Annotated in this window: 20 protein-coding genes; 8 read left to right on the top strand and 12 right to left on the bottom strand. The window is 54.1% G+C overall.

Annotated elements, in window-relative coordinates; genetic code table 11:
- Window positions 1-101: 101 nt before the first annotated feature.
- The 7 genes from efeO (at window position 102) to nagA (ending at window position 8,057) form a co-directional block, all read left to right on the top strand.
- Window positions 102-977 (top strand): iron uptake system protein EfeO, encoded by an 876-nt coding sequence (efeO, locus tag NSS79_RS28240; protein WP_342437049.1) that lies wholly within the window; start codon window positions 102-104, stop codon window positions 975-977.
- Between the two features lie 4 nt (window positions 978-981).
- Window positions 982-2,280, top strand: a complete 1,299-nt coding sequence (gene efeB, locus NSS79_RS28245) for an iron uptake transporter deferrochelatase/peroxidase subunit (protein WP_342437050.1) — start codon at window positions 982-984, stop codon at window positions 2,278-2,280.
- Window positions 2,281-2,610: 330 nt separating this feature from the next.
- The gene (locus NSS79_RS28250) at window positions 2,611-2,763 is read left to right on the top strand and encodes a hypothetical protein (protein WP_342437051.1); all 153 of its coding nucleotides are present in this window, start codon (window positions 2,611-2,613) and stop codon (window positions 2,761-2,763) included.
- Window positions 2,764-3,004: 241 nt separating this feature from the next.
- A complete protein-coding gene (locus NSS79_RS28255) occupies window positions 3,005-4,450 on the top strand; it encodes an FTR1 family protein (protein WP_342437052.1) in 1,446 nt (481 codons plus the stop codon).
- 810 nt (window positions 4,451-5,260) lie between these two features.
- A complete protein-coding gene (locus tag NSS79_RS28260) occupies window positions 5,261-6,133 on the top strand; it encodes a MurR/RpiR family transcriptional regulator (RefSeq protein WP_342440457.1) in 873 nt (290 codons plus the stop codon).
- A 5-nt stretch (window positions 6,134-6,138) separates the two neighbouring features.
- Entirely contained in the window at window positions 6,139-6,867 is a 729-nt protein-coding gene (nagB, locus tag NSS79_RS28265; RefSeq protein ID WP_342437053.1) for a glucosamine-6-phosphate deaminase, read from the top strand.
- Entirely contained in the window at window positions 6,855-8,057 is a 1,203-nt protein-coding gene (nagA, locus tag NSS79_RS28270) for an N-acetylglucosamine-6-phosphate deacetylase (protein ID WP_342437054.1), read from the top strand. The genes nagB and nagA overlap by 13 nt, the downstream gene beginning before the upstream one ends.
- 141 nt (window positions 8,058-8,198) lie before the next feature.
- Here nagA and NSS79_RS28275 read toward each other — a convergent pair whose 3' ends face one another.
- Window positions 8,199-9,131: a YhcN/YlaJ family sporulation lipoprotein gene (locus NSS79_RS28275; RefSeq protein ID WP_342437055.1), complete on the bottom strand. Its 933-nt coding sequence runs from the start codon at window positions 9,129-9,131 to the stop codon at window positions 8,199-8,201.
- A gap of 209 nt (window positions 9,132-9,340) precedes the next feature.
- Between NSS79_RS28275 and NSS79_RS28280 the strand changes: the two genes are divergently transcribed.
- Entirely contained in the window at window positions 9,341-10,411 is a 1,071-nt protein-coding gene (locus tag NSS79_RS28280; protein ID WP_342437056.1) for a glycosyltransferase family 4 protein, read from the top strand.
- A 77-nt stretch (window positions 10,412-10,488) separates the two neighbouring features.
- Here the strand turns inward: NSS79_RS28280 and NSS79_RS28285 are convergent, their stop codons facing one another.
- The 11 genes from NSS79_RS28285 to NSS79_RS28335 all read right to left on the bottom strand — a co-directional run bounded on the left by NSS79_RS28285 (window position 10,489) and on the right by NSS79_RS28335 (window position 21,619).
- Window positions 10,489-11,526 (bottom strand): glycosyltransferase family 4 protein, encoded by a 1,038-nt coding sequence (locus NSS79_RS28285; protein WP_342437057.1) that lies wholly within the window; start codon window positions 11,524-11,526, stop codon window positions 10,489-10,491.
- Window positions 11,523-12,248 carry a glycosyltransferase gene (locus NSS79_RS28290; RefSeq protein ID WP_342437058.1) on the bottom strand — a complete coding sequence of 242 codons (726 nt, stop codon included), beginning with the start codon at window positions 12,246-12,248 and terminating at the stop codon, window positions 11,523-11,525. The genes NSS79_RS28285 and NSS79_RS28290 overlap by 4 nt, the downstream gene beginning before the upstream one ends.
- A 27-nt stretch (window positions 12,249-12,275) precedes the next feature.
- Complete coding sequence (locus NSS79_RS28295) at window positions 12,276-12,851, bottom strand: class I SAM-dependent methyltransferase (RefSeq protein WP_342437059.1); 576 nt, start codon at window positions 12,849-12,851, stop codon at window positions 12,276-12,278.
- Window positions 12,852-12,884: 33 nt separating this feature from the next.
- Window positions 12,885-13,601 (bottom strand): glycosyltransferase, encoded by a 717-nt coding sequence (locus tag NSS79_RS28300; protein WP_342437060.1) that lies wholly within the window; start codon window positions 13,599-13,601, stop codon window positions 12,885-12,887.
- Window positions 13,601-14,566, bottom strand: coding sequence for an NAD-dependent epimerase/dehydratase family protein (locus tag NSS79_RS28305; protein WP_342437061.1), 966 nt, complete (start codon window positions 14,564-14,566; stop codon window positions 13,601-13,603). Before NSS79_RS28305 ends, NSS79_RS28300 begins: the two co-directional genes overlap by 1 nt.
- Entirely contained in the window at window positions 14,563-15,402 is an 840-nt protein-coding gene (locus NSS79_RS28310) for an SDR family oxidoreductase (RefSeq protein ID WP_342437062.1), read from the bottom strand. Before NSS79_RS28310 ends, NSS79_RS28305 begins: the two co-directional genes overlap by 4 nt.
- Window positions 15,399-16,385, bottom strand: a complete 987-nt coding sequence (locus NSS79_RS28315) for a polysaccharide biosynthesis protein (RefSeq protein ID WP_342437063.1) — start codon at window positions 16,383-16,385, stop codon at window positions 15,399-15,401. Before NSS79_RS28315 ends, NSS79_RS28310 begins: the two co-directional genes overlap by 4 nt.
- Entirely contained in the window at window positions 16,375-17,469 is a 1,095-nt protein-coding gene (gene wecB / locus NSS79_RS28320) for a UDP-N-acetylglucosamine 2-epimerase (non-hydrolyzing) (protein ID WP_342437064.1), read from the bottom strand. Before wecB ends, NSS79_RS28315 begins: the two co-directional genes overlap by 11 nt.
- Window positions 17,470-17,543: 74 nt before the next feature.
- A complete protein-coding gene (locus tag NSS79_RS28325; protein WP_342437065.1) occupies window positions 17,544-19,109 on the bottom strand; it encodes a glycosyltransferase family 4 protein in 1,566 nt (521 codons plus the stop codon).
- Window positions 19,110-19,362: 253 nt separating this feature from the next.
- A complete protein-coding gene (locus tag NSS79_RS28330; protein WP_342440458.1) occupies window positions 19,363-20,463 on the bottom strand; it encodes a glycosyltransferase in 1,101 nt (366 codons plus the stop codon).
- Window positions 20,464-20,527: 64 nt separating this feature from the next.
- Complete coding sequence (locus tag NSS79_RS28335) at window positions 20,528-21,619, bottom strand: DUF3880 domain-containing protein (protein ID WP_342437066.1); 1,092 nt, start codon at window positions 21,617-21,619, stop codon at window positions 20,528-20,530.
- Window positions 21,620-21,749: the final 130 nt, after the last annotated feature.

Raw genomic sequence — 21,749 nt, forward strand, 5'->3', positions numbered from 1 at the left:
TGTTGACAGCCACTGTGCAGGGATTTATGATAATTCCAGCATAATTGATAACGATTATCATTTGCATACAAGTTCTTACAATAGAAAAAGGGGTGTTTTGATTGAAATTTAGTTACGCTGTTCCCGCCGGGCTGCTGGCTGCTTCCATTCTGTTTGCCGGCTGCAGCGGCAATGAGAACAATAATAATACGGATAACAATAATGAGGCTGCGGTAAATGGCAGCGCAGTTACAGCAGCTCCGGTTACTGCCGCCGATTTCTCTTCAGCCATTGAGCAATACCGGACCTACGTCATTGAACAATGTGACGAATTCGTCAAGCAGACGGAAAACTTTACGAACGCCGTCAAAGCAGGAAGTCTCGACGAAGCGAAGGCGCTGTATGCCCCGGCCCGTATGTACTATGAGCGGATTGAACCGATTGCCGAAGCACTCGGAGATCTTGATCCCAATATCGATGCCCGTGAAAATGATGTGGATGCGGCCGAATGGCGCGGTTTCCATAAAATCGAACAGGCCCTCTGGCAAAACAGCACGACTGACGGCATGACTGAAGTCGCCGACCGGTTGCTGAAGGATGCCCAGCTCCTGCGCGCCAAGGTGGAAACAGCAGAGATTGATGCGAATCTGCTCGTTACCGGTGCAGTCGAGCTGCTGAACGAAGTCTCTTCCTCCAAAGTGACCGGCGAGGAAGAACGTTATTCACACACGGATTTGTATGATTTTGTCGCCAATGTAGAAGGTGCGCAAAAAATCTACGAGCTGCTGAAACCCGAGCTTGCCAAAAAGGATCCAGAGCTCGAGCAGACCATCGGCGAACGGTTTACGGCACTACTGGACGAACTCGCTCCATTTAAATCAGGCGACGGCTATGTCTCCTACGAAACACTCAAGGAAGACGAAGTGCGCAAGCTGAGCCAGAATCTGGATGCCTTAGCTGAACCGTTGTCTAACATGGGGACTATTCTAGGAGTGTGACCGGATGAAAAAGCAGCCTGAGGAAGAATTCAAAAGTGAGCAAATGTTAAATAAAAAGCTAAGCCGCCGTGACATGCTGCGGCTTACCGGCGCCTCCGGGCTCGGCCTGCTGCTGGGTGGCACAGGTGCAGGAGGACTGATGGCCGCGCGCCAATCCGCTGCCAAAACACCCCCAGCATCATTGGATCCTGCCGCCGATACCCTCCCGTTCTACGGAGCACACCAGGCCGGAATAATTACACCTGCACAGAACTTTCTGTGCTTTGCGGCGTTTGATCTGACAACAACGAAGCTGGACGATGTGAAAAAGCTGTTGAAGTCATGGACAGAGGCTGCGGCGGCTTTAACCTCCGGCAGTCTGATCGGCAATGTCAACGACAATCCCAATCTTCCGCCGTCCGATACCGGAGAAGCCGATGGCCTGACCCCCTCCCGGTGTACGCTAACGTTTGGGGTGGGACCGGCTTTTTTTGATGAACGATTTGGGTTAGCCCCGAAACGTCCATCTTCACTTGCCGACCTCCCAGCCTTCACGGGAGACAGCCTGGAGCCGCAGTGGTGCGGCGGAGATCTTTGTGTACAGGCTTGTGCTGATGATCTGCAGGTGGCGTTCCACGCCATACGCAATCTCGCACGGATTGCCCGCGGCACAGCCGTGCTGCGCTGGACCCAGGAAGGGTTCCAGCGTACAGCGGGAGCCGATCCGAAAGGAGGCACCCCGCGCAATCTGCTCGGCTTCAAAGACGGAACAGGCAACCCCGATGCTACAGACGATGCCGAAATGCGCAAAGTTGTGTGGACCAGCAGCAGCGATGGACCTGCCTGGATGAATGGCGGCACTTACATGGCTGTACGCCGTGTGCGTTTGCGCATTGAGATCTGGGACCGCTCGACCTTGAGCGACCAGGAAGCGACCTTTGGACGGCATAGGCACAGCGGCGCACCGATCGGAGCCACTGATGAATTCGCCGAACTTAAACTGGACGCTGCCGATGCTTCCGGCAAGCCCGTCATCCCGCCGGATTCGCATTCCGCGCTGGCCCATGGTGACGGCACGATCAAAATGCTCCGGCGCTCCTACTCCTATTCCAGCGGAATGGATCTTAAAACAGGCCAGCTGGATGCGGGTCTTCTGTTCATCAGCTTCCAGAAGGATCTCATTAAACAGTTTGTCAGCATCCAGCAGCGTCTGTCCAAAAACGACCGGTTGAATGAATATATGGTTCATACCGGCAGCGCGGTATTCGCCTGCTTCCCCGGTGTCCGCGAAGGCGGGTATATCGGCGAAGCCCTGCTGGGCTGAACACGAAAACACAGCATGAGTTAGCAACCAGCATACTGACAGTCAGATCCGTTCAGCCTTCCCGGATCTGACTGTCCATTATTGAGAGGGGACACTCCCGATGTTATTTGCTAGACAGTATAAATATGGCTTGCCGCACACAGCGCTCCACCCGGCGAAAGCCAAGGGTAAGCTGGGCCTGATGCATGAAAGTGGGACGGGATTGGCGCAAGGACACGAGCCAGTGCTGGTGCATGAGTGCAGACTGGAAAGCACGGGCACCAAACGGATGCCGATGTCTGCGCGCGGGGCAAGCCTGGCGCATGGACACGCTCCAGAGCTGGTGCTCGAATGCAAGCTGGAAAGCACGGGCACCAAACGGGTGCGGATGCCTGCGCGCGGATTGCTGCCCGCGCTGAAGGCAGCCGTTCTGTTCGGCTGCCTCTTCGTGCTGCTGCTCTGCAAGCCAGCAGCTGCCACGGCGGCGGAAGACGGCCGGCATGACGAGCTGCTGCCCGCAGTTGGCAGCGCGCTCGTCGAAGCCGGCCAGGGCCGCTGGGATGCGGCCGCCGCCGATGTAGAGTCGTTCGCGGCGCTGTGGCGCACCGCGAACAGTGGTACGCCGGACCCGGCACTCGCCGGTCCGGCTGCCGCTGTAGACGCCGCGCTCGCTGGCGCGGCGGAAGCCCTGGCGGCGGGCGGCGGCACGCCCGCCACAACCGCGCTGTCCACGCTGGCCAAAAGCGTGGACGCGTACGTCACCGCCGCCTCCGGCACGGGCGGCGGTAACACCAGCGCCGCCGGGCTCGAAGCGGCGGCGAAGCTGTTGCCCGCGGCGGAGCGCACGCGGGATGCGGCGCGCAGCGCCGACTGGAAGGCGGCGGCGGAAGCCTACCGCGCCGTCGTGAACGGCTGGACGCCGGCGGAGCGCGGCATCCGGGCCGACAATCCCGCCGTCTACGGCTTGCTGGAGACGAAGATGAGCCTGCTGCGCGTTGCGCTGCAGGCCGAGCCGCTCCGCGAAGAGGCGGTAAAAGCGGAGGCCGAAGCTTTGTATACGCTGCTGGCCGACTACAGCGCAGGCAAGGCGGTTGACACGGGAGACGTGTCAGCGCAGCCTGCTTCGATCGGGGGGCTGATCAGCTACCTGAAGAAAGCTTCAGCAGCAGCAGAATCCGGAGACAGTCCCGGTGCGGCGGGAATCATGGAACAGTTTATTGCAGCCTGGCCTTCAGCCGAAGGACAGGTGCAGATCGCATCACCCAAGGTGTATGCGAATATCGAGAACGAGAGCGCAGCCGTTACCGGTGATTTGTTGTCCGATCCGCCGAAGCTTAATCAGGCGCTGGCCACCATGGACACGATGCTCGCGGAGCTGACTCCGCTGGCCGGTGACACAGCCTATACGGCCTGGGACGCCGCATTGATTCTGCTCCGCGAGGGCCTTGAAGCGATTCTCGTACTTTCCGCCTTGCTGTCCTATGTGAAAAGAGACGGCGGCCCCAAGACCCAGCGCTGGGTCTGGTCTGGTGCTGCGGCAGGTCTCGCCAGCAGTATAGGCCTGGCTGTTCTGCTAACCTACACCCTTTCACAGGCAGCCTCCGGAAGCGCGCGTGAGCTGATTGAAGGGATTACCGGACTTGTGGCAGTAGTAATGATGCTCACGATCGGCCGCTGGATGCACAGTAAATCGAACGCCGCTGCATGGAATAAATATGTCGGGCGGCAGGTGGACGGTGCGCTGGCTAAAGGCAGCCTATGGTCTTTATTCTTCGTAGCTGCGCTGGCCATTCTGCGTGAAGGGGCCGAAACGACCATATTTTATGTGGGAATGGCGCCATCCATCGCAACCTCACAGCTGCTGCTAGGGATTGGAGGCGCGCTGGTCGTCCTGATCATTCTGGGGTATGCCATTATTGCCCTAAGCGCCAAGCTGCCGATCGCTGCCTTCTTCCGCGCAGCAACCGTGCTGATCTACTATCTGGTCTTCCGCTTTCTCGGCGAGAGCATCCACTCCTTACAGGTAGCCGGGAAACTGCCGGCACATGTGGAGAATGGGCTGCCGTCGGTCGGTTGGCTGGGGTTGTACCCAACATGGGAGACATTGCTGCCCCAAGTGCTCATTCTGGCGTTTATTCTCTGGGAAATGCTGCGCAGCAGGTCTGCGGGCAAATCACGGACAGCAGGCTGACACTAAGCAGCCGGGACAAATAAAGGAACCATGCTGACGCTTTTTACTGCAGATTGTACAATAGATCTTTTTCAGCATCAAAAAGTAATCTGTGTATTCACTACAGAAGAATATACGGGTAACCGTCAAGATAGCCTTTACAACTCTATTCCGATGCACAAAAGTGTCCATTCGGCATTAAATAATGTTTGCTGTTTTGACTACATTGGACTTGCTCAACTGTGCGCATTTTCCAGCGTATCCACAAACTTAATGTGATTACAGCGGGAAATATGCACGTTAATTTTTAACGAATACTGCTTATCAACTGAATTACGTGAATTCTTACCGCTAATATTGACAAATATCCCAGTTAGTTGGATTGGAGAGTTATTAGCGGGCGAATTTCCCATTAAATTCCTCATTTGCGGTCTAATGTATTTTTAGTGCTATCTTTTCCCGCTAACTGAATTTGGAGCTGTAACACTTACCAGATTACACCTCCAATCTGATCTTCTGACCCAAGACCCACACGGCAGTTAGCATTTAGCATTTAGCAGTTAGCATTTAGCATTAAAAATTTCCAGCCAGTCATCTTCTCAACAAGGAAGCCGACTGGTTTTTTTATGTTTTATTGTGTTTTTCCCATAAATCCCTGCACTGCTTCAGACTTAGGAGGCTAATTGTAGGAATCTCCCCCTTGCAACGCTTGGAGATTTGTTTTATTCTAAGTATGAAAATAATTTTCTTATAATTATGTATAATAATAAAAATAATTTCAATCACTGAAATTATTGCATTCATTCACACAAAGAAAAGAAGGTGGAGCTTATTTCTCCTATCCTGCATGTCCTGGAGCACGAGAAGGGAAAGCTATCCCAAATGGAACGCAAGCTGGCGGAACGCATTCTGGCCTCACCAGCGGAGATTGTCCATATGGGCATCACGGAGCTGGCGGAGCAATGCGGTGTCAGTCCCGCGACAATTACAAGGTTTTGCAAGGTGCTGCATTTCAAAGGCTTCCCCGATTTCAAGGTTAAGCTGGCTTCAGAAATTGCCCATAGCGATGCTTCGCCGCAGGAAGGCGGCTCCTCTTATCAGGATATTGTCGCGGGCAATCCGCTTTCGGTCATTGTCGAAGCAATGCAGGCCAATCACCTGACTTCAATCCGGGACACCACCTCACTACTCGATCTGGAGCGGCTGCAAACAGCCATTGATGCATTGTGCCGGGCACGCCGGGTTGATCTCTACGGGATGGCAACCTCCTCTATCGTTGCACAGGATTTCTATCAGAAGCTGATCCGCATCGGAGTGAACTGCACCGCTTTTGCCGACTCACATATGCAGATCACTTCCGCTTCTTCGCTCTCTGCCGGCGATGTGGCGTTTGCGGTCTCCTATTCCGGGGAAACCCCGGAAACAATCGACGCCTTAAGCTGTGCCGGAGCCAGCGGTGCAGCCACGATCTCGCTGACTTCTTACGGCAGCAGCACGCTGGCCACCCTGGCGGATATCCCGCTGTTCTCCTCCTCGCTGGAGCAGGGAATGCGGCGGGGGGATATGGCTTCGCGGATTGCGCAGCTGCATATCATTGACATCCTGTTCACCGGAATGGTCAGCACCCGGTTTGGCGATTTCATTCCCAAGCTGGAGCAATCTTATCTGAATGTCCAACATTACCGTCATAAACGGGGAGGTTAATTCAAATGAACATTTTAAAATTCCGCAATGAAGAAGAATTCGCCCAGACCGGCGCGAACCTGATTGCCAGCCTGCTGCAGAGCAATCCCAAAGCCGTACTGGGACTGGCTACCGGCAGTTCACCGGTCGGCGTCTACGCCAAGCTGGTAGAGATGCACCGCAAGGGAAATGTCAGTTTCGCCAAAGCCTCTTCCTATAATCTGGATGAATATGTGGGTCTGCCAGTGGATCATCCCCAGAGCTACCGCAGCTTCATGAACGAACATCTGTTCAATCATGTCGATATTGATCTTACCCGGACACATGTCCCTAACGGAAATGCGGCGGATCTTACTGCCGAATGTCTCGCTTATGACAAAATGCTCGAGGATAACGGGCCGGTGGATCTGCAGATTCTGGGCATCGGCAGCAACGGCCATATCGGGTTCAATGAGCCGGATGCCAGTCTTAGCAGCGGCACGCATGTCGTGGACCTGCTGGAAGAAACACTGGAAGCCAATGCCCGCTTCTTCGACCGGCTGGAGGATGTGCCCCGCCAGGCGGTAACGATGGGCATCGGCGGCATTCTTAAAGCAAGGCAAATCGTGCTGCTGGTGCGCGGAGAAGAGAAGGCAGAAGCAGTCAAAAACGCGCTGGAAGGTCCGATCACGACACAGTGTCCTGCCTCCCTGCTGCAGAGCCATCCCAATGTGGTCGTTCTGCTGGACGAAGGAGCTGCGAAATGGCTGAAATAAATAAAACACCAGGCGTGCTGCTCTACGGAAAAGTGCTGACTCCCTCCGGCCTGATTGAAGAAGGCGTGATCGCAGTATCAGAAGAGGTTATCCAATATGCAGGAGAAGCCGCCTGGCTGCCGGAAGCTTACGCCCACTGGCCCGCAGGCACCCAAGACAAGAGCGGGCTGCTGATCCCCGGATTCGTTGATGTGCATGTGCACGGCGGCGCCGGTTACGATTTTATGTACTCGGATCAGGCATCGCTGGATATCATCACCCGGTTTCATGCTTCACATGGAACAACCGCCATGCTGGCCACCACCATGACCGCAGCCAAGAAAGACATCGACCGTGTTTTGTCCGAAGTGGCTGACTATCGCAAAGGCGGCATGCCATTCGCCCAATTGGCCGGAGTGCATCTGGAAGGGCCGTTCATCAGCCCAAAATGGTCCGGGGCCCAAAATCCTGAGCATATTGTCCCGGCAAATATCACATGGCTAGAAGCGTGGGAGAAGCAATATCCGGGAATGATCCGCCAGGTTACCCTGGCACCGGAATGTGAAGGCGCACTGGAAGCAATTCTCTGGTTGCGCAAGCATGGCATCACAGCAGCTCTCGGACATACCAATGCTACTTTCGAAGAGATTATTGCAGCTGCGGACGCCGGCTTAAACCAGGCGGTGCATATGTTCAATGCCATGACTCCGCTGCATCACCGCAAACCGGGCACAGCAGGTGCCGTACTGTTTGACGAGCGGATACGTGCTGAGATTATTGCCGACGGCATTCATGTGCATGCTGCGGCGATTAATGTGCTTTCCCGGCTCAAAACCCGGAACAATCTGATGCTCATCACGGATGCCATGTCGGCAACCGGACTCAGCGACGGTGAATATACAATCGGTGACCTGCCGGTAATCGTACGGGAAGGCATTGCCACACTGAAGGATAACCCTGATGCGCTCGCCGGAAGCACGCTAACCATGATTCGCGGTTTCCGCTATCTGGTACAGGAAGTGGGACTCAGTCTTCAAGCAGCCTCCAGCGCCGCAAGTCTTACCCCAGCCATATCACTGGGGAAGCAGCGTTTCATAGGTTCGCTTGAAGCAGGAAAACGCGCGGATATCCTGCTGCTGGATGATAATCTTGAACTGAACAGTGTATGGATCGGCGGACGCACAATCTCCACCGATTCACCGGTTATCTGAGCAGAAGTACTGCCAGGCATATAAACTGAAATGCAGCCATCCAGACCGGAAGCCGGTAGGATGGCTGCATTTATTGTAACGGCCCATTGATGGAATAATCCCGTTATTTCTCAGGCATACTAGCTCAGGCCGAGAGCAGGATTAATATCCGCTGCGTGTTGGGAAGATGCGCTCGACCATCGTCCGGAATTCATTGGCAAATCCTTTGAGCGGATGGCCAGCACGTACTTCTTGGGCATAAAAGTCAGCCCGTTGCACAAAGTCCGGATTGGCCGACACGTAGACGTTGTCTATGCTCGGATTATACTTCTTAACCTCAGCAGCAATCTTGTCCTTCATCTCCTCGGTAACATCTTCATTGTCAGTTATTTTATTGCTGTTATTTGGAGCAACGCTGCGGATCCCGATTCCCGTCCCCATGCCACCATCAATATCGCGCTTCATCCGGGTTCCATCGACCCAATTGCTTCCGGACAGGATACCGTTGTTGCCGTTGCCAGGGTAAGCCTTGGGATTAGCTGTACCTATCCCTCCAACAGTACCGGTACCGGTCAGGCTCTTCGGTACACCAGCCATCGAACCTCCTGTACCGGTCATGCCCGGATTGCCCGTCACTGTTCCTCTTCCCCGATTGCCCATAATCGGTCCAGTTGCCCTGCCTTCTCCGGGGTTCACTGTCATTCCCGGACCGTTCAGCATGCCGGTCGTGTTGTTGCCGAGCCCGCCGCCATAGCTGTAAGGACGTATTTTATCCGTACTTTTCACATGCATTCCGCCATCAGCCCTGTGGAAGGATACGGCGACATAGGCGCTTTTTCCAGCAATCATTACATTTGCCGTGCGTACCTCCGGCATCGCCGCAATGCGGTCGGCGAGCTCCTGGCTCATCTCCATTTTGTCGAAGGCATTGTTCCGCACAGAATTGGTATTAATGCGGCCATCGTTCATTTTCCGTACACTTTTTGTCTGAACATTAGTTCCATTTGCAGAGTTATTGTCACCGCAACCTGTAATACTGACCATGCCCAGAAGCAGCGCGGCAGAGACTGACATGCTGATCTTTGATCGCAACATGAACTCATCCTCCATCTCATTAAATTATGATGTATGCAGCGTAACAATCGTTAGCATGGCCTCCACCGGTTCAAGCTATCCTGAAAGGATTTGGTACTCTCTCCCCTGCACCGTCACATGCGGGGAAACATTCGCGTATCTTATAAACAGTAGGCCGTATTCACAAGCGAGCCGTGATTCTCCGCAAAGTAAAGTCAGGAGGGGTGAGCATGAAGGTTTTATTTACGTTTTATGTACCCAGCGGCGGGGTGGAGACACTCAACAAGCTAAGGTGCGAAAGCCTGCAGCGCAGCGGTATTGAATGCCATGTTCTATACCTCATGCCGGGGTCTGCAAGCCAGAATATCACAAACTTCCCCGTGTTTATCACTTCCCGGGATGAAGAAATCAAGGAATTACTCGATACTCAGCACTATGACGCCATTATTGTTACATCGGATTATTTGTTAATGGAACGTCTGCGTTGTCTAGGCTATGAAGGCATTCTGATATACGAAGCCCAGGGGCTCGGAAAACGGGCTGATGCGGAGAGTTTGATTATAGAGGCCGTACCTTATCTGAGAGCCCACTGCAATGCTGTACTTATACCTCCTACCGATCATTTACTGGAGCTGTTTATTTCTGTCTGTCCCTGGCTCCACCGGTATGTAATCCCCAATATCGTGGATGTCCAGTCCTTCCGGATGATCCCCGGTGAACCTCCCTGCCATCCGGTAATTGCCTGGGTAGGCCGGCTTGAAAACAACAAGAATTGGAGCGAATACTTGAAGATCGCCCATCAGATCCGCCTGCACAAACCCGCTCTGCATCTGTGGATGTTCCATGATCCGGACCTTGCCTCCGAGGAGCAAAAGCAGCTGTTCCATGAGGAACTGCACGCTTTAGGACTGAATGACCGGCTGAATGTATTTACCAACATGCCCAACCATATTATGCCCGTCTATTATTCCTCCATTGCCGGTTCCGGCGGCTTTCTGCTATCCACCTCCATTACAGAAGGATTCGGGTATGCAGTTGCCGAAGCCATCTGCTGCACTTGTCCTGTACTTAGCACCGATTCGGACGGTGTCCGGTCTTTTATTGTTCATAATCACTCCGGCAAATTTTATCCGCTTGGCAATGTGGAGCAGGCTGTCAGTGAAGGCCTGGAGCTGATGGATAATCCTGCACTCCGCAGCCACATCCGCGAGCAGGGAAGGCTCCATATGATTTCACGCTTCGGCTCCGAAAGTTATGCCCATTCCTTTCGTGAGATGCTCAACTCCTTTTCCATCTTTTAACGGCCGATGCCAAAAGAACCTTCAATCCACCGGAAGACCGTGGAAATGAAGGTTCTTTGTGTGTCTTGAACAAATACTCAACCCAGCCTCGATACGATCTCATACATCTCATTCTGAAAGATTTGCACGCTTTTCTCCCAGGTGAAACGCAGTGAGTCACTCTCTCCTCTTAGGGCAATGCGCTCGCGCAGTTCTTTGTCCCTGATTAAAGTGATAATATCATCGGCCAGACGGTTTTCATGCCGGTAGGACATCAGACAGTTGTGGCCGTGGACACCGTATTCGAGATTTCCCCCGGAATAAACCGTAACTAATGCAGCCCCGCAGCGCATCGCTTCCAGACCCGGCAATGAACCGGTATCGTACGTGCTGGAGCTGACAAAAATGTCGCTTTCATTATAGTGGTAGCACAGCTCCGTATCGTTTGAAGGCGTGCGTACATGATAACGGTCATCGGCGAGCAGAGTCTGGAGTGCAGCGGATTCGGCATATTCCCCCGGCGGTGTTATCAGATATAATTCAATCTCCGGATGATGCGCCTTGACCAGATTGAGCTGCTGCAGCAGATAGTCCTGTTCCCGGTGGCCGGAGAACCCCCCTTCCGGCTTGCGCATAATTGCAGAGACTACCAGCTTGCCTTGCGTGTTCCGCCTGTGTGTATTATAAAAGTCAGGATTCACCCCAATCGGCACGATCCTGCCTTTAATCCCATGATTAATCCGGACAATCTCCTGCTGCCACCGGGACAGCACAAACAAATTGCGGGCAATATGATAAGAAGAGAAGGACTGATTATTATCCGGCAGAAAAGTCGGTTCATAACATAACGCCAGGCGAATATGCAATCCCTTGCCCTGTTCACTGGCCCGCTGCGCCACAGGCACGGTAGTGTAGTAATTCGAAATAATGACATCGCTATAAGGAAAATCGTCCTCTGACAGCTGGCTGAAGCTGGAGTAGAGGACCTTGCACTTCATATCATATTCGACAATGCCGTGATTGGGCATAAGAATGATCACTTCATGGCCGATGATTGCCAGACGGTTGGTAAGTTCTGCGAGCATACGCTGCGCCCCGCCCCTGGACAATGTCAGAATCGGGAATGTCAGTCTCATTTCCCTCTCTCCTTTCTCAGCAGCTGCGCGAGAGATCTATGATGCTTCGCCTGCACCATTTTAATCTCCTTGTTCTGCGCTTCACTGTGAATCACAGAGCTCATCTCCTTGTGTATACGATAATCAAGCAGCGGCTCCTCAATATAAGACCAGTGGTAATGCGGCAATATACGCAGCCACAGGTCATAATCCTGTGTATATAAAAAGCCTTCATTAAAAATGCCCACGGTGCGGAAGATATCCATATCGAGCAGAACAGAGCTGCCGTTAACCGGACAGCCCGTCATCATGGTCGCGATAAGCTGGCTTCTATCCGGAAAGGGGACCTTTACGACCTCGGAAACACGGTCCCCTTGTTCATTAATATAATAATAGGCGGTATGGTTAAATGACGTTCCTGTGCTGCGCAAAGCCTCCATCTGCAGCCGGATTTTATCGGGATGAAACAGATCGTCAGCGCTTAACCAAGCAAAATAAGACCCGCTGGCCGCCTTGATACCCAGGTTGAGCGCAGATGCGGTGCCGCCGTTTGATTTGTGAAAGTACTTAATCCTGTCTCTGTAAGGAGCCAGCTTCTCCGTATGCAACAACGATCCGTCATCCACTACGATAATTTCAATATCCGGGTAGCTCTGGGCCAGCACACTTTCCACTGCTAGATCTACGTAAGGGCAATTGTAGAAGGGGATGACCACCGAAACCTTGGACTTATTCTGATTCATGCGCTCACCTCCTTCCCGAAGTATTGTTTATACTGTCTTGCAGGCAAGCAAGGCATCCAGCGGCTCATGATCCTCTCCGAACGCTTCCCGGAAGGCCGGATTCTCTGCATGGTGAAAGCCTTTAAGCACGGTTACCGAGTAGCCCAGCCCCAGGAAATCCTCCGGTTCCCAGCCGCTCCAGTGTTTTTGATAGTACTCTCCCTGCAGGTGAAAATGATCTGTCCCTTCCTGCGGAAAAAATCCGCGCGGAGTGAACACCACCACACGATTGGTGGCGATCAGCTCCGCTTTTTTGAGAAGCTCCATTCCTTCCTTCATGGAGAAATGCTCCAGCGAATCGATTAATGTCACCGCCGAGAACGTACCCGGCAGAAAGAGCTTATCAATATGGCTGGCATCGGCATGCACCGGGATAATATGCGGCGAGGTATATTTGCGGTGCAGCAGATAAGGCCTGTGAATATCCAGGCCGACTACCAGAGCAGCTTCATAGCGTTCAAGCAGAGTACCGGTGCCGCTGCCGATATCCAGAATGCTCTCGGAGAACTTGAGATACTCCAGCAAGACCGGCAGGAAATCTTTCACTGCAATTTCCCGGTACATAGGCTTCCCCTCCCTATAATTAATTGCATGAGTCTAACCGCCCATAGAGGTGATCAAACCGCGGAGCAATCCGTGATAACGGGCATTGGTCGCGGCGGCTTCAGCCATAATCACATCATAATGCTTAAGGGTTCCCATGCCGCTGTGGCGGCGGTACGCCGTTAAAGACTGGTTCAGCATAATCGGAGGATATCCGTTCAGAATCGCCCGGAGCCACAGATCATAATCATGCGTGTAGGGCAGTGCTTCATCAAACAGACCGATAGCGCCGAACAGCTCCCGCTTGAACATTACCGTACAGCCGTTAATCGGATTTCCCTGAAGAAAGCAGCGTAAATAGTCCAGGTGATTCGAGAATACCGCCGCCGCGTTCATTTCGGTCAGTTGTGATTCTCCGTTGATAAAATTAAAGTTCGTGTAAGTGATAAGCAAACGGTTCTGTTCCATGAACAGAACCTGATTGTTGATCTTGTCACGGTAGAACATATCGTCAGAGCTAAGCCATACGACATAGTCTCCTGTAGAATGTTTGATGCCGTGGTTCAGTGCGGAAGCGGTACCCCCATTGCTTTTGCCGAGATAATGAATCTTGGGCAGATAGGGCATAATCCGGTCCATATGAGCTGTGGAGCCGTCATCGACGACGATGATCTCATAAGGCTGCCAGGATTGGGACAAGGCGCTATGCAGCGCCTGTTCAATATAAGGACAATTATAAAAAGGAATTATCACCGATACTTTTGGATTCATTACATCCTTCCTTCCCTACTGACACGATAAAAGTCCACAATATCTGCAAGCGACTGCTCAAGCTGGATTGCCGCACTCCAGCCGAGTGCAGTTACATTGTCTTCAGATGTTTCAGGTTGCGTGACCGAACCGGGCAACACTCCGGAGTCTGCTTCCGCAGGAATCCCGGCTTCCGGACCCCAGTCCATTCCAACGGGTACCACGGCATGAGCCAACAGCTTCTCCGCGATCTCCCCCAGCGTGCGCTGCTTCCCGGAATCGATCCGGTAGACCTTTCCTGTCTCTCCCTTGCGCAGGATATAGTCATAGGCCCTTACGGCGTCGCGCACATCCAGAAAGTCCCGTAATTCAATCCGTGAAGAAAGCCTGAAAGGCGGAATCTCTTCGTCCGTACCTGAGGCGGCTTCACTCCGCACAATATGCTGAGCAAGCAGGGAGCAGAAGCCGGTGGAGGGGCCGGGGCCGATCAGGTTGCAAGGCTCCGCCAGCAGCACGGGTTGCTTGAACAGAGTTCCCCAGGCGAGCGATACCAGTTCCTCCAGTGTTTTGCTGAGGCTGTAGGGATGCGGCGGACCCACATCGGTTCCGGGTCTGTACTTGAGCCGGGAGCCGGCCACCAGAATACGGCTGGCCGGCTGGGCACGCAGCGCCTCAAGCAGATACAGGGTTGCCATAACATTCGTCTCCATATAAAGCAGGGGATCCCGCCACGACTCCGGTACCGAATTTCTGCCTGCCAGATGCAGCACTTCGTCTGGCTGGACCTGCCCGATCATGGCATGGACCGCCTTGCGGTCGCTTAAATCGCAAACATATTGCTGAACCCCCTCCGGAAAAACAGCGGACTCCGCTGCCGGATGGCGCACTACAGCGGTCACTCCTGCTCCGCCAGCCCTGAAATAGGCAACGGCGTGCCGGCCGGTAAAACCGGCGGCTCCGGTAATCAGCAGCTTCCGCCCCTTCATGTGGACTCCTCTGAGCGTTGCATCCAATCAGCCAGCTCTGCCAGCATTTCCGGATAGGAAGGCAACTGGATCTGGACATCAGCTCTTGTGTTTACCAGTGTACGGTCCTGAATATGCACAACTTCGGGAATGATCTCAACATCTTCCTTATGAAATGCATACTGCAGATGCCGGAGCAGTTCATATTTACTGACCGGTTGGGGATGGGCCAGATGAATCAGGCCGGATACCTCTGATTCCAGCAAGCCATCCACTGCCTTGGCCAGCTCGAGTGTTGTCACGCCATTCCACATGACCCGTTCATAGCCGGAGACCGGCCCTTTCTGGGATAGAAACCACTCCATCAGGCCGATGCCGCCGGAGCGGATTTCCGGTCCGATAATGGAGGTGCGGATCGTTAAATGGCCGGGCGCACGGATCTCTCCGAGACTCTTGGTAATCGCATATACAGAAGTGCCGTCAGGCGTATCATCCTCCGTGTAACGGCCCCGTGTTCCTTCGAACACGCAGTCGGTACTGATGTGGATCAGCCGGGCATGAACGGCATCCGCCGCACGGCGCAGCCGGTGGGGAAGAAATCCGTTCACATGGTAGGCACCAATCCGGTCACGCTCAGCAAATTGATTCAGTACTCCCAGCGCATTGATAATGCAGTGGGGGGAGACGATTTCGACCAGTTTCTCCACGCCGGCGATATCGTCGGCATCTACATACAGCCCGCCAAGATCACTCTTATCCCGGGTTGTATGGAAGACATGATGTTTGCCCTGGCGGCGAAAATACGCCGCCAGCATATGACCCGCCATACCGTTTCCGCCGAGGATAAGCAGCTTCATTGGAGGAAACCTCCCCGGATCAGGATATTCTTGATCTCCTCCTGGTCCATCAGGTTGGTCTCCGAGCTAAAGCTGTTGAAGGAAACATGCGGATAGCTGCTGTAGTGGGCTTTCAGCTCCGGCATATCCAGCGTAGGGAGAATAACAAGATACTGCTCATCGTAAACGACGGTGGTCAAGCTCTCGAAGTCGCTCATCAGGATTTCATGGATTTTCTCACCGGGGCGGATACCTGTTTCAACAATGCTTACATCACGTCTTCCCGAGTTTTCAATCAGCACCTCGGCCAGATCGACAATCCGGCAGGTCGGCATCGTCATGACGAAGATTTCTCCGCCGATGCTGACCTCGGACGCTTTGAACAGCAGGGTGATGGCATCGCGCAGGGTGAAGAAGAAGCGGGTCATTTTCATATCTGTAATGCGCACCTGGCCCTTATCCTTAATCTGCTTCATGAACAGATGGACCACGCTGCCGTTCGTCCCCAGCACATTGCCGCCGCGTACGGTCACAAACCGTGTGCCTGTGCCGAGCAGGTTCGCGTACACAAACAGCTTTTCGCCGATCGCTTTGGTCATGCCGTAGAAGTTGGACGGATTGGCCGCTTTATCGGTGGAGATGTAAATCGCTTTTTCTACATTATTGGCAATAGCTGCTTCAATGACGTTCTGGGTGCCGACGACATTCGTCTTGAGCGCTTCATACGGCTGATCTTCGCACACCGGAACATGCTTCAGCGCCGCAAGATGGAACACATAATCCACGCCGCGGCATGCGGCCACAAGAGCATCTTTATCACGGATATCGCCGATGATGAAGGTGAGGCGGCTATCCTCATATTCGCGGCTCATCGACACCTGGGCTGACTCGCTGCGGGAGAAAATTACGATTTCCTTAGGATTCTGCGGCAGAAGCTGCCGGATGAGTTCATGCCCCCAGGAACCGGTTCCGCCTGTGACCATAATCCGTTTATTATTGAACATGCAGGTTCCCTCCAAGCAAAAATTTAACTACCTTTGCCGAGACATCCGGTGTCTTGTAGCCTTCCGGTGCCTCCCATTCCGGACTCAGCGACGTCATCAACCGGGTACAGCGCAGAATGCTGTTCTGCTCTACTCCCGACACTACATTACTGCCGCAATCCACCGTCTCCGGACGTTCTGTCGTCCTGCGGATCGTTACGGTCGGCACTCCCATCAGGCAGCACTCCTCCTGGACGGTTCCACTGTCGGTAATTGCACAGAGGGCATAACGTTCCAAATGGACAAAATCGAAAAATCCGAAAGGATCATGGAATTCCACAAGAGGGTTCATCTTTAGCGGGAATTGCTCCGTCAGCTTGGAGCGTGTGCGGGGATGGATACTGCAGATCAGGCGGATTCCAAAATGTTCAGCCACAAGGCACAGGCCGGACATTATTTGCAGCAGTGCTTCGGGATCATCGACATTCTCGGCGCGATGGGCAGTGACTAGAAAATAATGGCCTGCCGTAAGATTCAGCCGGGCCAGAATATCGCTGGCTCTAATTTGTTCTTCATAATGTGTAATGACCTCGTGGATCGGATTGCCGGTTAATATGATACGCTGGCTGGGAAAACCTTCACTCAGCAGATGCCGTTTGCTCTGCTGCGTATATGGCATATTAATGGTCGAAACGGCATCTATGACACGGCGGTTTTTCTCCTCCGGCACTTTCAAATCGTAGCAGCGGTTCCCCGCCTCCATATGCACGACCGGGATACCCATGCGCTCCGCGAGAATTGCACACAGCGCACTGTTGGTATCTCCGAGCAGCAGCACCCGGTCCGGCTGTTCTTTGAGCAGAATGTTTTCCAGGCTTCCGAACATGGCGGCAAGCTGCCCGCCAAGCCCGGCTTGCTTATCCTGCAGCACATAATCCGGTGCCCGCAGCCCCAGCTCTTCAAAGAATATCCCGCTGAGACTGGCGGTGAAGTTCTGTCCCGTATGCACCAGCACATGCCGCTCCGCATGCTCATCGAGCAGCGGAATGATGACGCTGAGGCGGATGATTTCGGGCCGTGTGCCCAAAATCGTCATGATCTTCATGGGTTCACTCCCCTACCTTGTCTGAGTATAACTTGCTGTATTTCACCCACTGCGGGGAGGTGCACCCGCAGTGTTCACACCGCTTTGCGGCGGCTCTTCCCACGCCGGCGTGCGCGGCTGCCTGTGCGGCGGGATTTGCCGCCGCTGCCCTTCCGGCGTGCCGGCCGCGCCGTGCGCCGCTTGCGGCCCGGGCGCCCGCTGCGGCGCGCCCGGGCTTTGGCGCGGCGCAGCTTGCCGCGCCGGAGCCTCGCTCTGCGCAGCCGTGTAGCGCGGCGCGAGTGGCCCTTGCCCGGCGCCGGCGGCGGTGGCTGCTCCGGCGGCGGTGGCGGTGGTTCCGCCGCCACCACGGGTTCGCTGCTGCCCGGCGCTTCGCCTACGGGCAGTTGCACAGGCGCACCGCCGGAGAGCGGCTCGGCGGGCTCACTGCAGATTGGCAGCTCTACCACCGCTGCCGTGCAGTAACGGAGCTGCCAGCGCTCCGCCAGCCCCAGCAACCGTGCCCTGTAGGCCGCCGGGCCGTATACGGCATCAACGCGCTCCCGCGACTGGCTGCCGATGGCCGCCGCCAGTCCCGGCTCCGCCAGCAGCACCTTTACCCGGTCAGCCAACGCCTCGATATCCTCCACCGGAGCGAGTTGGTTGCCGCAGCCGGCCATGTGCAGAATCTCCTGCAGCCCGCCGGAATCATAGGCGACCACCGGTTTGCCGAAGGCCATTCCCTCCAGGGCGGTCATGCCGAAACCCTCACGGATCAGGCTGGGAACAACCAGCAGATCCATTGCGCAATAGGCCGAAGGCAGACATTCTTCATATCCCGCGAACTTGAACCGGGAGGTCAGTCCCTCCAGCTTCACCTTGCGTACACAGCGGTCATAGTAGTTTTTGTCTCCGGGAGTACCAATGACGAGATACTTCGCCTTCGGATACTGCTCACTGACAAGGACGGCCATTTTGACGAAATGCTCCAGCCCTTTCTCCTTGTTGATGAAAGAGGAAATATACCCGATCAGCGGTTCATCCGGAGACACCTTGAGCTCACTCCGCCGTTCCCCCCGGAGCTTGCTCCAGGCTTCCATCATCAAATCTTTATCATTCCAGGACGGCGGGAGCTGGGTTACCTTGCCTTCGCGGATATCCGCCGGGAAACAGGCCGCAGCCGTATGCGAAATTGCCAGAATTTCATCGCTGTTCCTGTGGATCAGGTCTACACTAATCGGGGTGAACTCATTGTCCGTAATCGTCTCGGAAATCTTCCAGACCACTGGGATGCCAAGCGACTTCGCCGCCATTGCCGGCAAAGCATGCACACAAGTGCTGGAGATAATAAATGCCGGACGCAGACCAGCCAGCCAGTCTGTCATTTCTAGATATTCCCGGCTTTCCTGGAATTTGCGGATATCCGCTTCCAGTCCGGCATAAGGAGTGTACATTCCGTAGACGAGAGGAATCGACAGCAACACTACATTCAGGCCGAAGCTGCGGGCCTGGCGCGTCAGCTTGCCGTCCTGGGGCGCTACGAGAATACAGTTAAAGTATGGAGACAGCTCCCGGCCGAAGAACAGCAGCAGCTTCTCCGCACCCGTAATACTGCGCGTATTGGAAACATGGGAAAAGAGGACGATTGTAGCTTTGTCGGCCATGGTGTTTCGGCGCTCCTTGGCAAGAGGCCTCGAGCGACCATTCACCTCCCTAAAAGTTTTACGAAGCATTAGCTACGGGACAGTTCTTCGTGTAAAACTTGCTTCGAAAGCACTGAATCACTTGGAGCAGTGCTCTTTGCAGGCAAACGCCAAGGTCAGGTTACTTCACCAGTATATTGAGAGGGCACAGATGCCGGCACGACACCTGTCCCCTGATATACGCACATTTCCTGGTATTTTGTCCCCTTATCGGTTAGCCATAGATTATGTTCAACAGCTGATTCAGGCGTTTCGTGTAGGTATGATCCTTCAGGGTCCGTTCAAAAGCGCGCAAGGCCATTTCCCGGCGCTCTTCTTCATGAGTTAGGTAATAGTGGACTTTTTCCATCAATTCCAGCGGGCTGGAGAAGGTGTCGATTTCTTCTCCGATCTTATAGAAGGAGCCCATATCATCTCTGGCATCACTCAGCTGCAGAGTGCCGCTGGCCGCGATCTCGAAGGTGCGCGGGTTAGGTGAAGCCGCGGGAATAACCAGCGCATTGTTGTTGGCATCCTCGTCCACATGGGAACGGTGAAGGTTTATGACAATTTTGGAGCCGCTGTACGTGGTGGCTGTCTCCTGCGGCGACATCCACTTCCCGACTTCAATGCGCTCTCCATAGAGCTGAGCCTCGGGCAGACGATCCCACCAGATGCCGTTGATCACAGTGTTGTAGCTCATCAGCTCCGGCATAATATTGCGGAAGAACTCAATCCGGTTCCAGTAAGCGGAGCCGATGAAGCTGATATCCCGGCATACCGGAGAACGCCCCGTCGTCGGACGATAGTGCTCCCTGTGGGCGGCAAAGGGCAGGTAATGTACTTCTGTGCAGCCGAGGCCACGGTAGATTTCCACGCAATTGCGCTCCAGGGTGAACACGTAGTCGTAATGCGTCACAATTTTCATAGTGAAATCGGTGTAATACGGATCATCGGTCAGCCAGATCGCCGTCTTGATGCCTCTGCTCCGCAGGACGGAGAGTTGCTCCAGCGGCAAATCAAGGCCGTCCAGCACCAGCATCAGATCGGGGCACTGCGCCGTGGCGAGCTCAACAAGATCCTGGCGCACATCGGTAACCGTGACCTGTACAGTTAATTTCTGCAAGGCGTAAAGTACCGCATCGTCCAGTGGCGAATACGGGTAGCCTTTACCCGAGGCTACGTACATGACATGAATCTTGCGTACCGGAAGCGGCGCTTCCGGACGGCCGTCCAGAATGGCGAGCCTTCCCCGTAAGTAGCCCTCGTCATATCCTACCTTGAAGCCGGTCAGCCGTCCGCGCAGCTTTTCTTCTTCCGCAGGGCTCCGCGGCATAGGCGGTGCGGGCATAATAAATTCAGTCTTCATGAGTATTCGCTCCTTCATCCCATTTTGGAATTCACACTTGTGCAGTAAGAACATTCAATAATTGAGGCAAACGCGCCATAAACGTATGGTTGCGCAAGGTCGTCTGCAGCCCCCGCAATGCAATCAGGCGGCGCTCCTTCTCATGAACCAAATAGTATTCGATTTTGCGCTGCAGCTCTTCAGCAGAGCCAAAGGTCTCCATGTCAAACCCCGGCCGGTAGAAGCGGTCCAGATCTTCACGGATATCGGTCAGCTGCATTGTTCCGCAAGCACTGATTTCATAGGTTCGAGGATTGATAGAACGGGACGGCAATTGAAAGGAATTCCGGTTATCCTGTCCCCCCTCCCATGGACGGTGAATGTTGATGACCAGCTTTGACCCGCTGTAGTAATTCGCTGTTTCCTCAGGCGGAATAAATCCGTCCTTAATGAAAGGCGAGAGCTCCTCAAACTGGGTCAGACGCTCCCAGAACCCGCCGGCGATCAGCACCTTTTTGTCCTTCAGAAAAGGAGCCAGCCCATCAAACAGCTCCGTCCGGTTGCGGAAGGCGTTGCCGATAAACACCACATCATATTGATATTGCGGATCGGTGCGGCGCGGATAGAACATTTGCGGATTCACACAGAGCGGAAGATAATGAACAGAAGCCACCCCAAGTGAGCGGTAGAATTCCACACAGCCCAGCTCATGCGTAAACACATGGTCGTAATGCTGGCTGATAACAGAAGTATCTTTGGTAAAATAAGGATCATCTACAAACCAGATTGCCGTAGAAATACCCAATTTTTTGATTTCGGTAATTTGCTCCAAATGGTTCTCGGGAAACACATGCAGCCCGTTCATGACAAGTACCGCTCCCGGCATTTCGCGCGCCGCAACTTCCAGCATGGTTTCCGGATCGCTTAAGACCAATTCACTGACCAGCTGTCTAAGCGCCTCCGTTACACCTGCGTCTATGGCTTGAAATCCCTGGGGAACGTACATCAGCTTAAGCGGGCGGCACTCCTGCCCTGCCTCCGGAGAATTCAGGCGTTTCACGGCTTCACACAAACCAAGACGGTATCCCTCCTGATATCCGTCCCTATATTCCTGCGGACGCTCTGTTCTCTTTTTAACTTTCACGGCTTTCACCCTGCCCCGTCATATTCTCAAGACAATATAACTATATGCGGAGTCAGCGTACGCCTCATGGACACCTGTCTGTATTACGGCGAAATTGGCTGATGCCCCCTGTCATCCACCCGGGTTGCCC

Source organism: Paenibacillus sp. FSL L8-0436 (assembly GCF_038593025.1).
Classification (GTDB): domain Bacteria; phylum Bacillota; class Bacilli; order Paenibacillales; family Paenibacillaceae; genus Paenibacillus_AQ.

Coding starts and splice junctions, on each gene's coding strand:
- efeB (WP_342437050.1), top strand. CDS start 982: ATGAAAAAGCAGCCTGAGGAAGAATTCAAAAGTGAGCAAATGTTAAAT.
- NSS79_RS28250 (WP_342437051.1), top strand. CDS start 2,611: ATGCAAGCTGGAAAGCACGGGCACCAAACGGGTGCGGATGCCTGCGCG.
- nagB (WP_342437053.1), top strand. CDS start 6,139: ATGAACATTTTAAAATTCCGCAATGAAGAAGAATTCGCCCAGACCGGC.
- nagA (WP_342437054.1), top strand. CDS start 6,855: ATGGCTGAAATAAATAAAACACCAGGCGTGCTGCTCTACGGAAAAGTG.
- NSS79_RS28275 (WP_342437055.1), bottom strand. CDS start 9,131: ATGTTGCGATCAAAGATCAGCATGTCAGTCTCTGCCGCGCTGCTTCTG.
- NSS79_RS28280 (WP_342437056.1), top strand. CDS start 9,341: ATGAAGGTTTTATTTACGTTTTATGTACCCAGCGGCGGGGTGGAGACA.
- NSS79_RS28285 (WP_342437057.1), bottom strand. CDS start 11,526: ATGAGACTGACATTCCCGATTCTGACATTGTCCAGGGGCGGGGCGCAG.
- NSS79_RS28290 (WP_342437058.1), bottom strand. CDS start 12,248: ATGAATCAGAATAAGTCCAAGGTTTCGGTGGTCATCCCCTTCTACAAT.
- NSS79_RS28295 (WP_342437059.1), bottom strand. CDS start 12,851: ATGTACCGGGAAATTGCAGTGAAAGATTTCCTGCCGGTCTTGCTGGAG.
- NSS79_RS28300 (WP_342437060.1), bottom strand. CDS start 13,601: ATGAATCCAAAAGTATCGGTGATAATTCCTTTTTATAATTGTCCTTAT.
- NSS79_RS28305 (WP_342437061.1), bottom strand. CDS start 14,566: ATGAAGGGGCGGAAGCTGCTGATTACCGGAGCCGCCGGTTTTACCGGC.
- NSS79_RS28310 (WP_342437062.1), bottom strand. CDS start 15,402: ATGAAGCTGCTTATCCTCGGCGGAAACGGTATGGCGGGTCATATGCTG.
- NSS79_RS28315 (WP_342437063.1), bottom strand. CDS start 16,385: ATGTTCAATAATAAACGGATTATGGTCACAGGCGGAACCGGTTCCTGG.
- wecB (WP_342437064.1), bottom strand. CDS start 17,469: ATGAAGATCATGACGATTTTGGGCACACGGCCCGAAATCATCCGCCTC.
- NSS79_RS28325 (WP_342437065.1), bottom strand. CDS start 19,109: ATGGCCGACAAAGCTACAATCGTCCTCTTTTCCCATGTTTCCAATACG.
- NSS79_RS28330 (WP_342440458.1), bottom strand. CDS start 20,463: ATGCCGCGGAGCCCTGCGGAAGAAGAAAAGCTGCGCGGACGGCTGACC.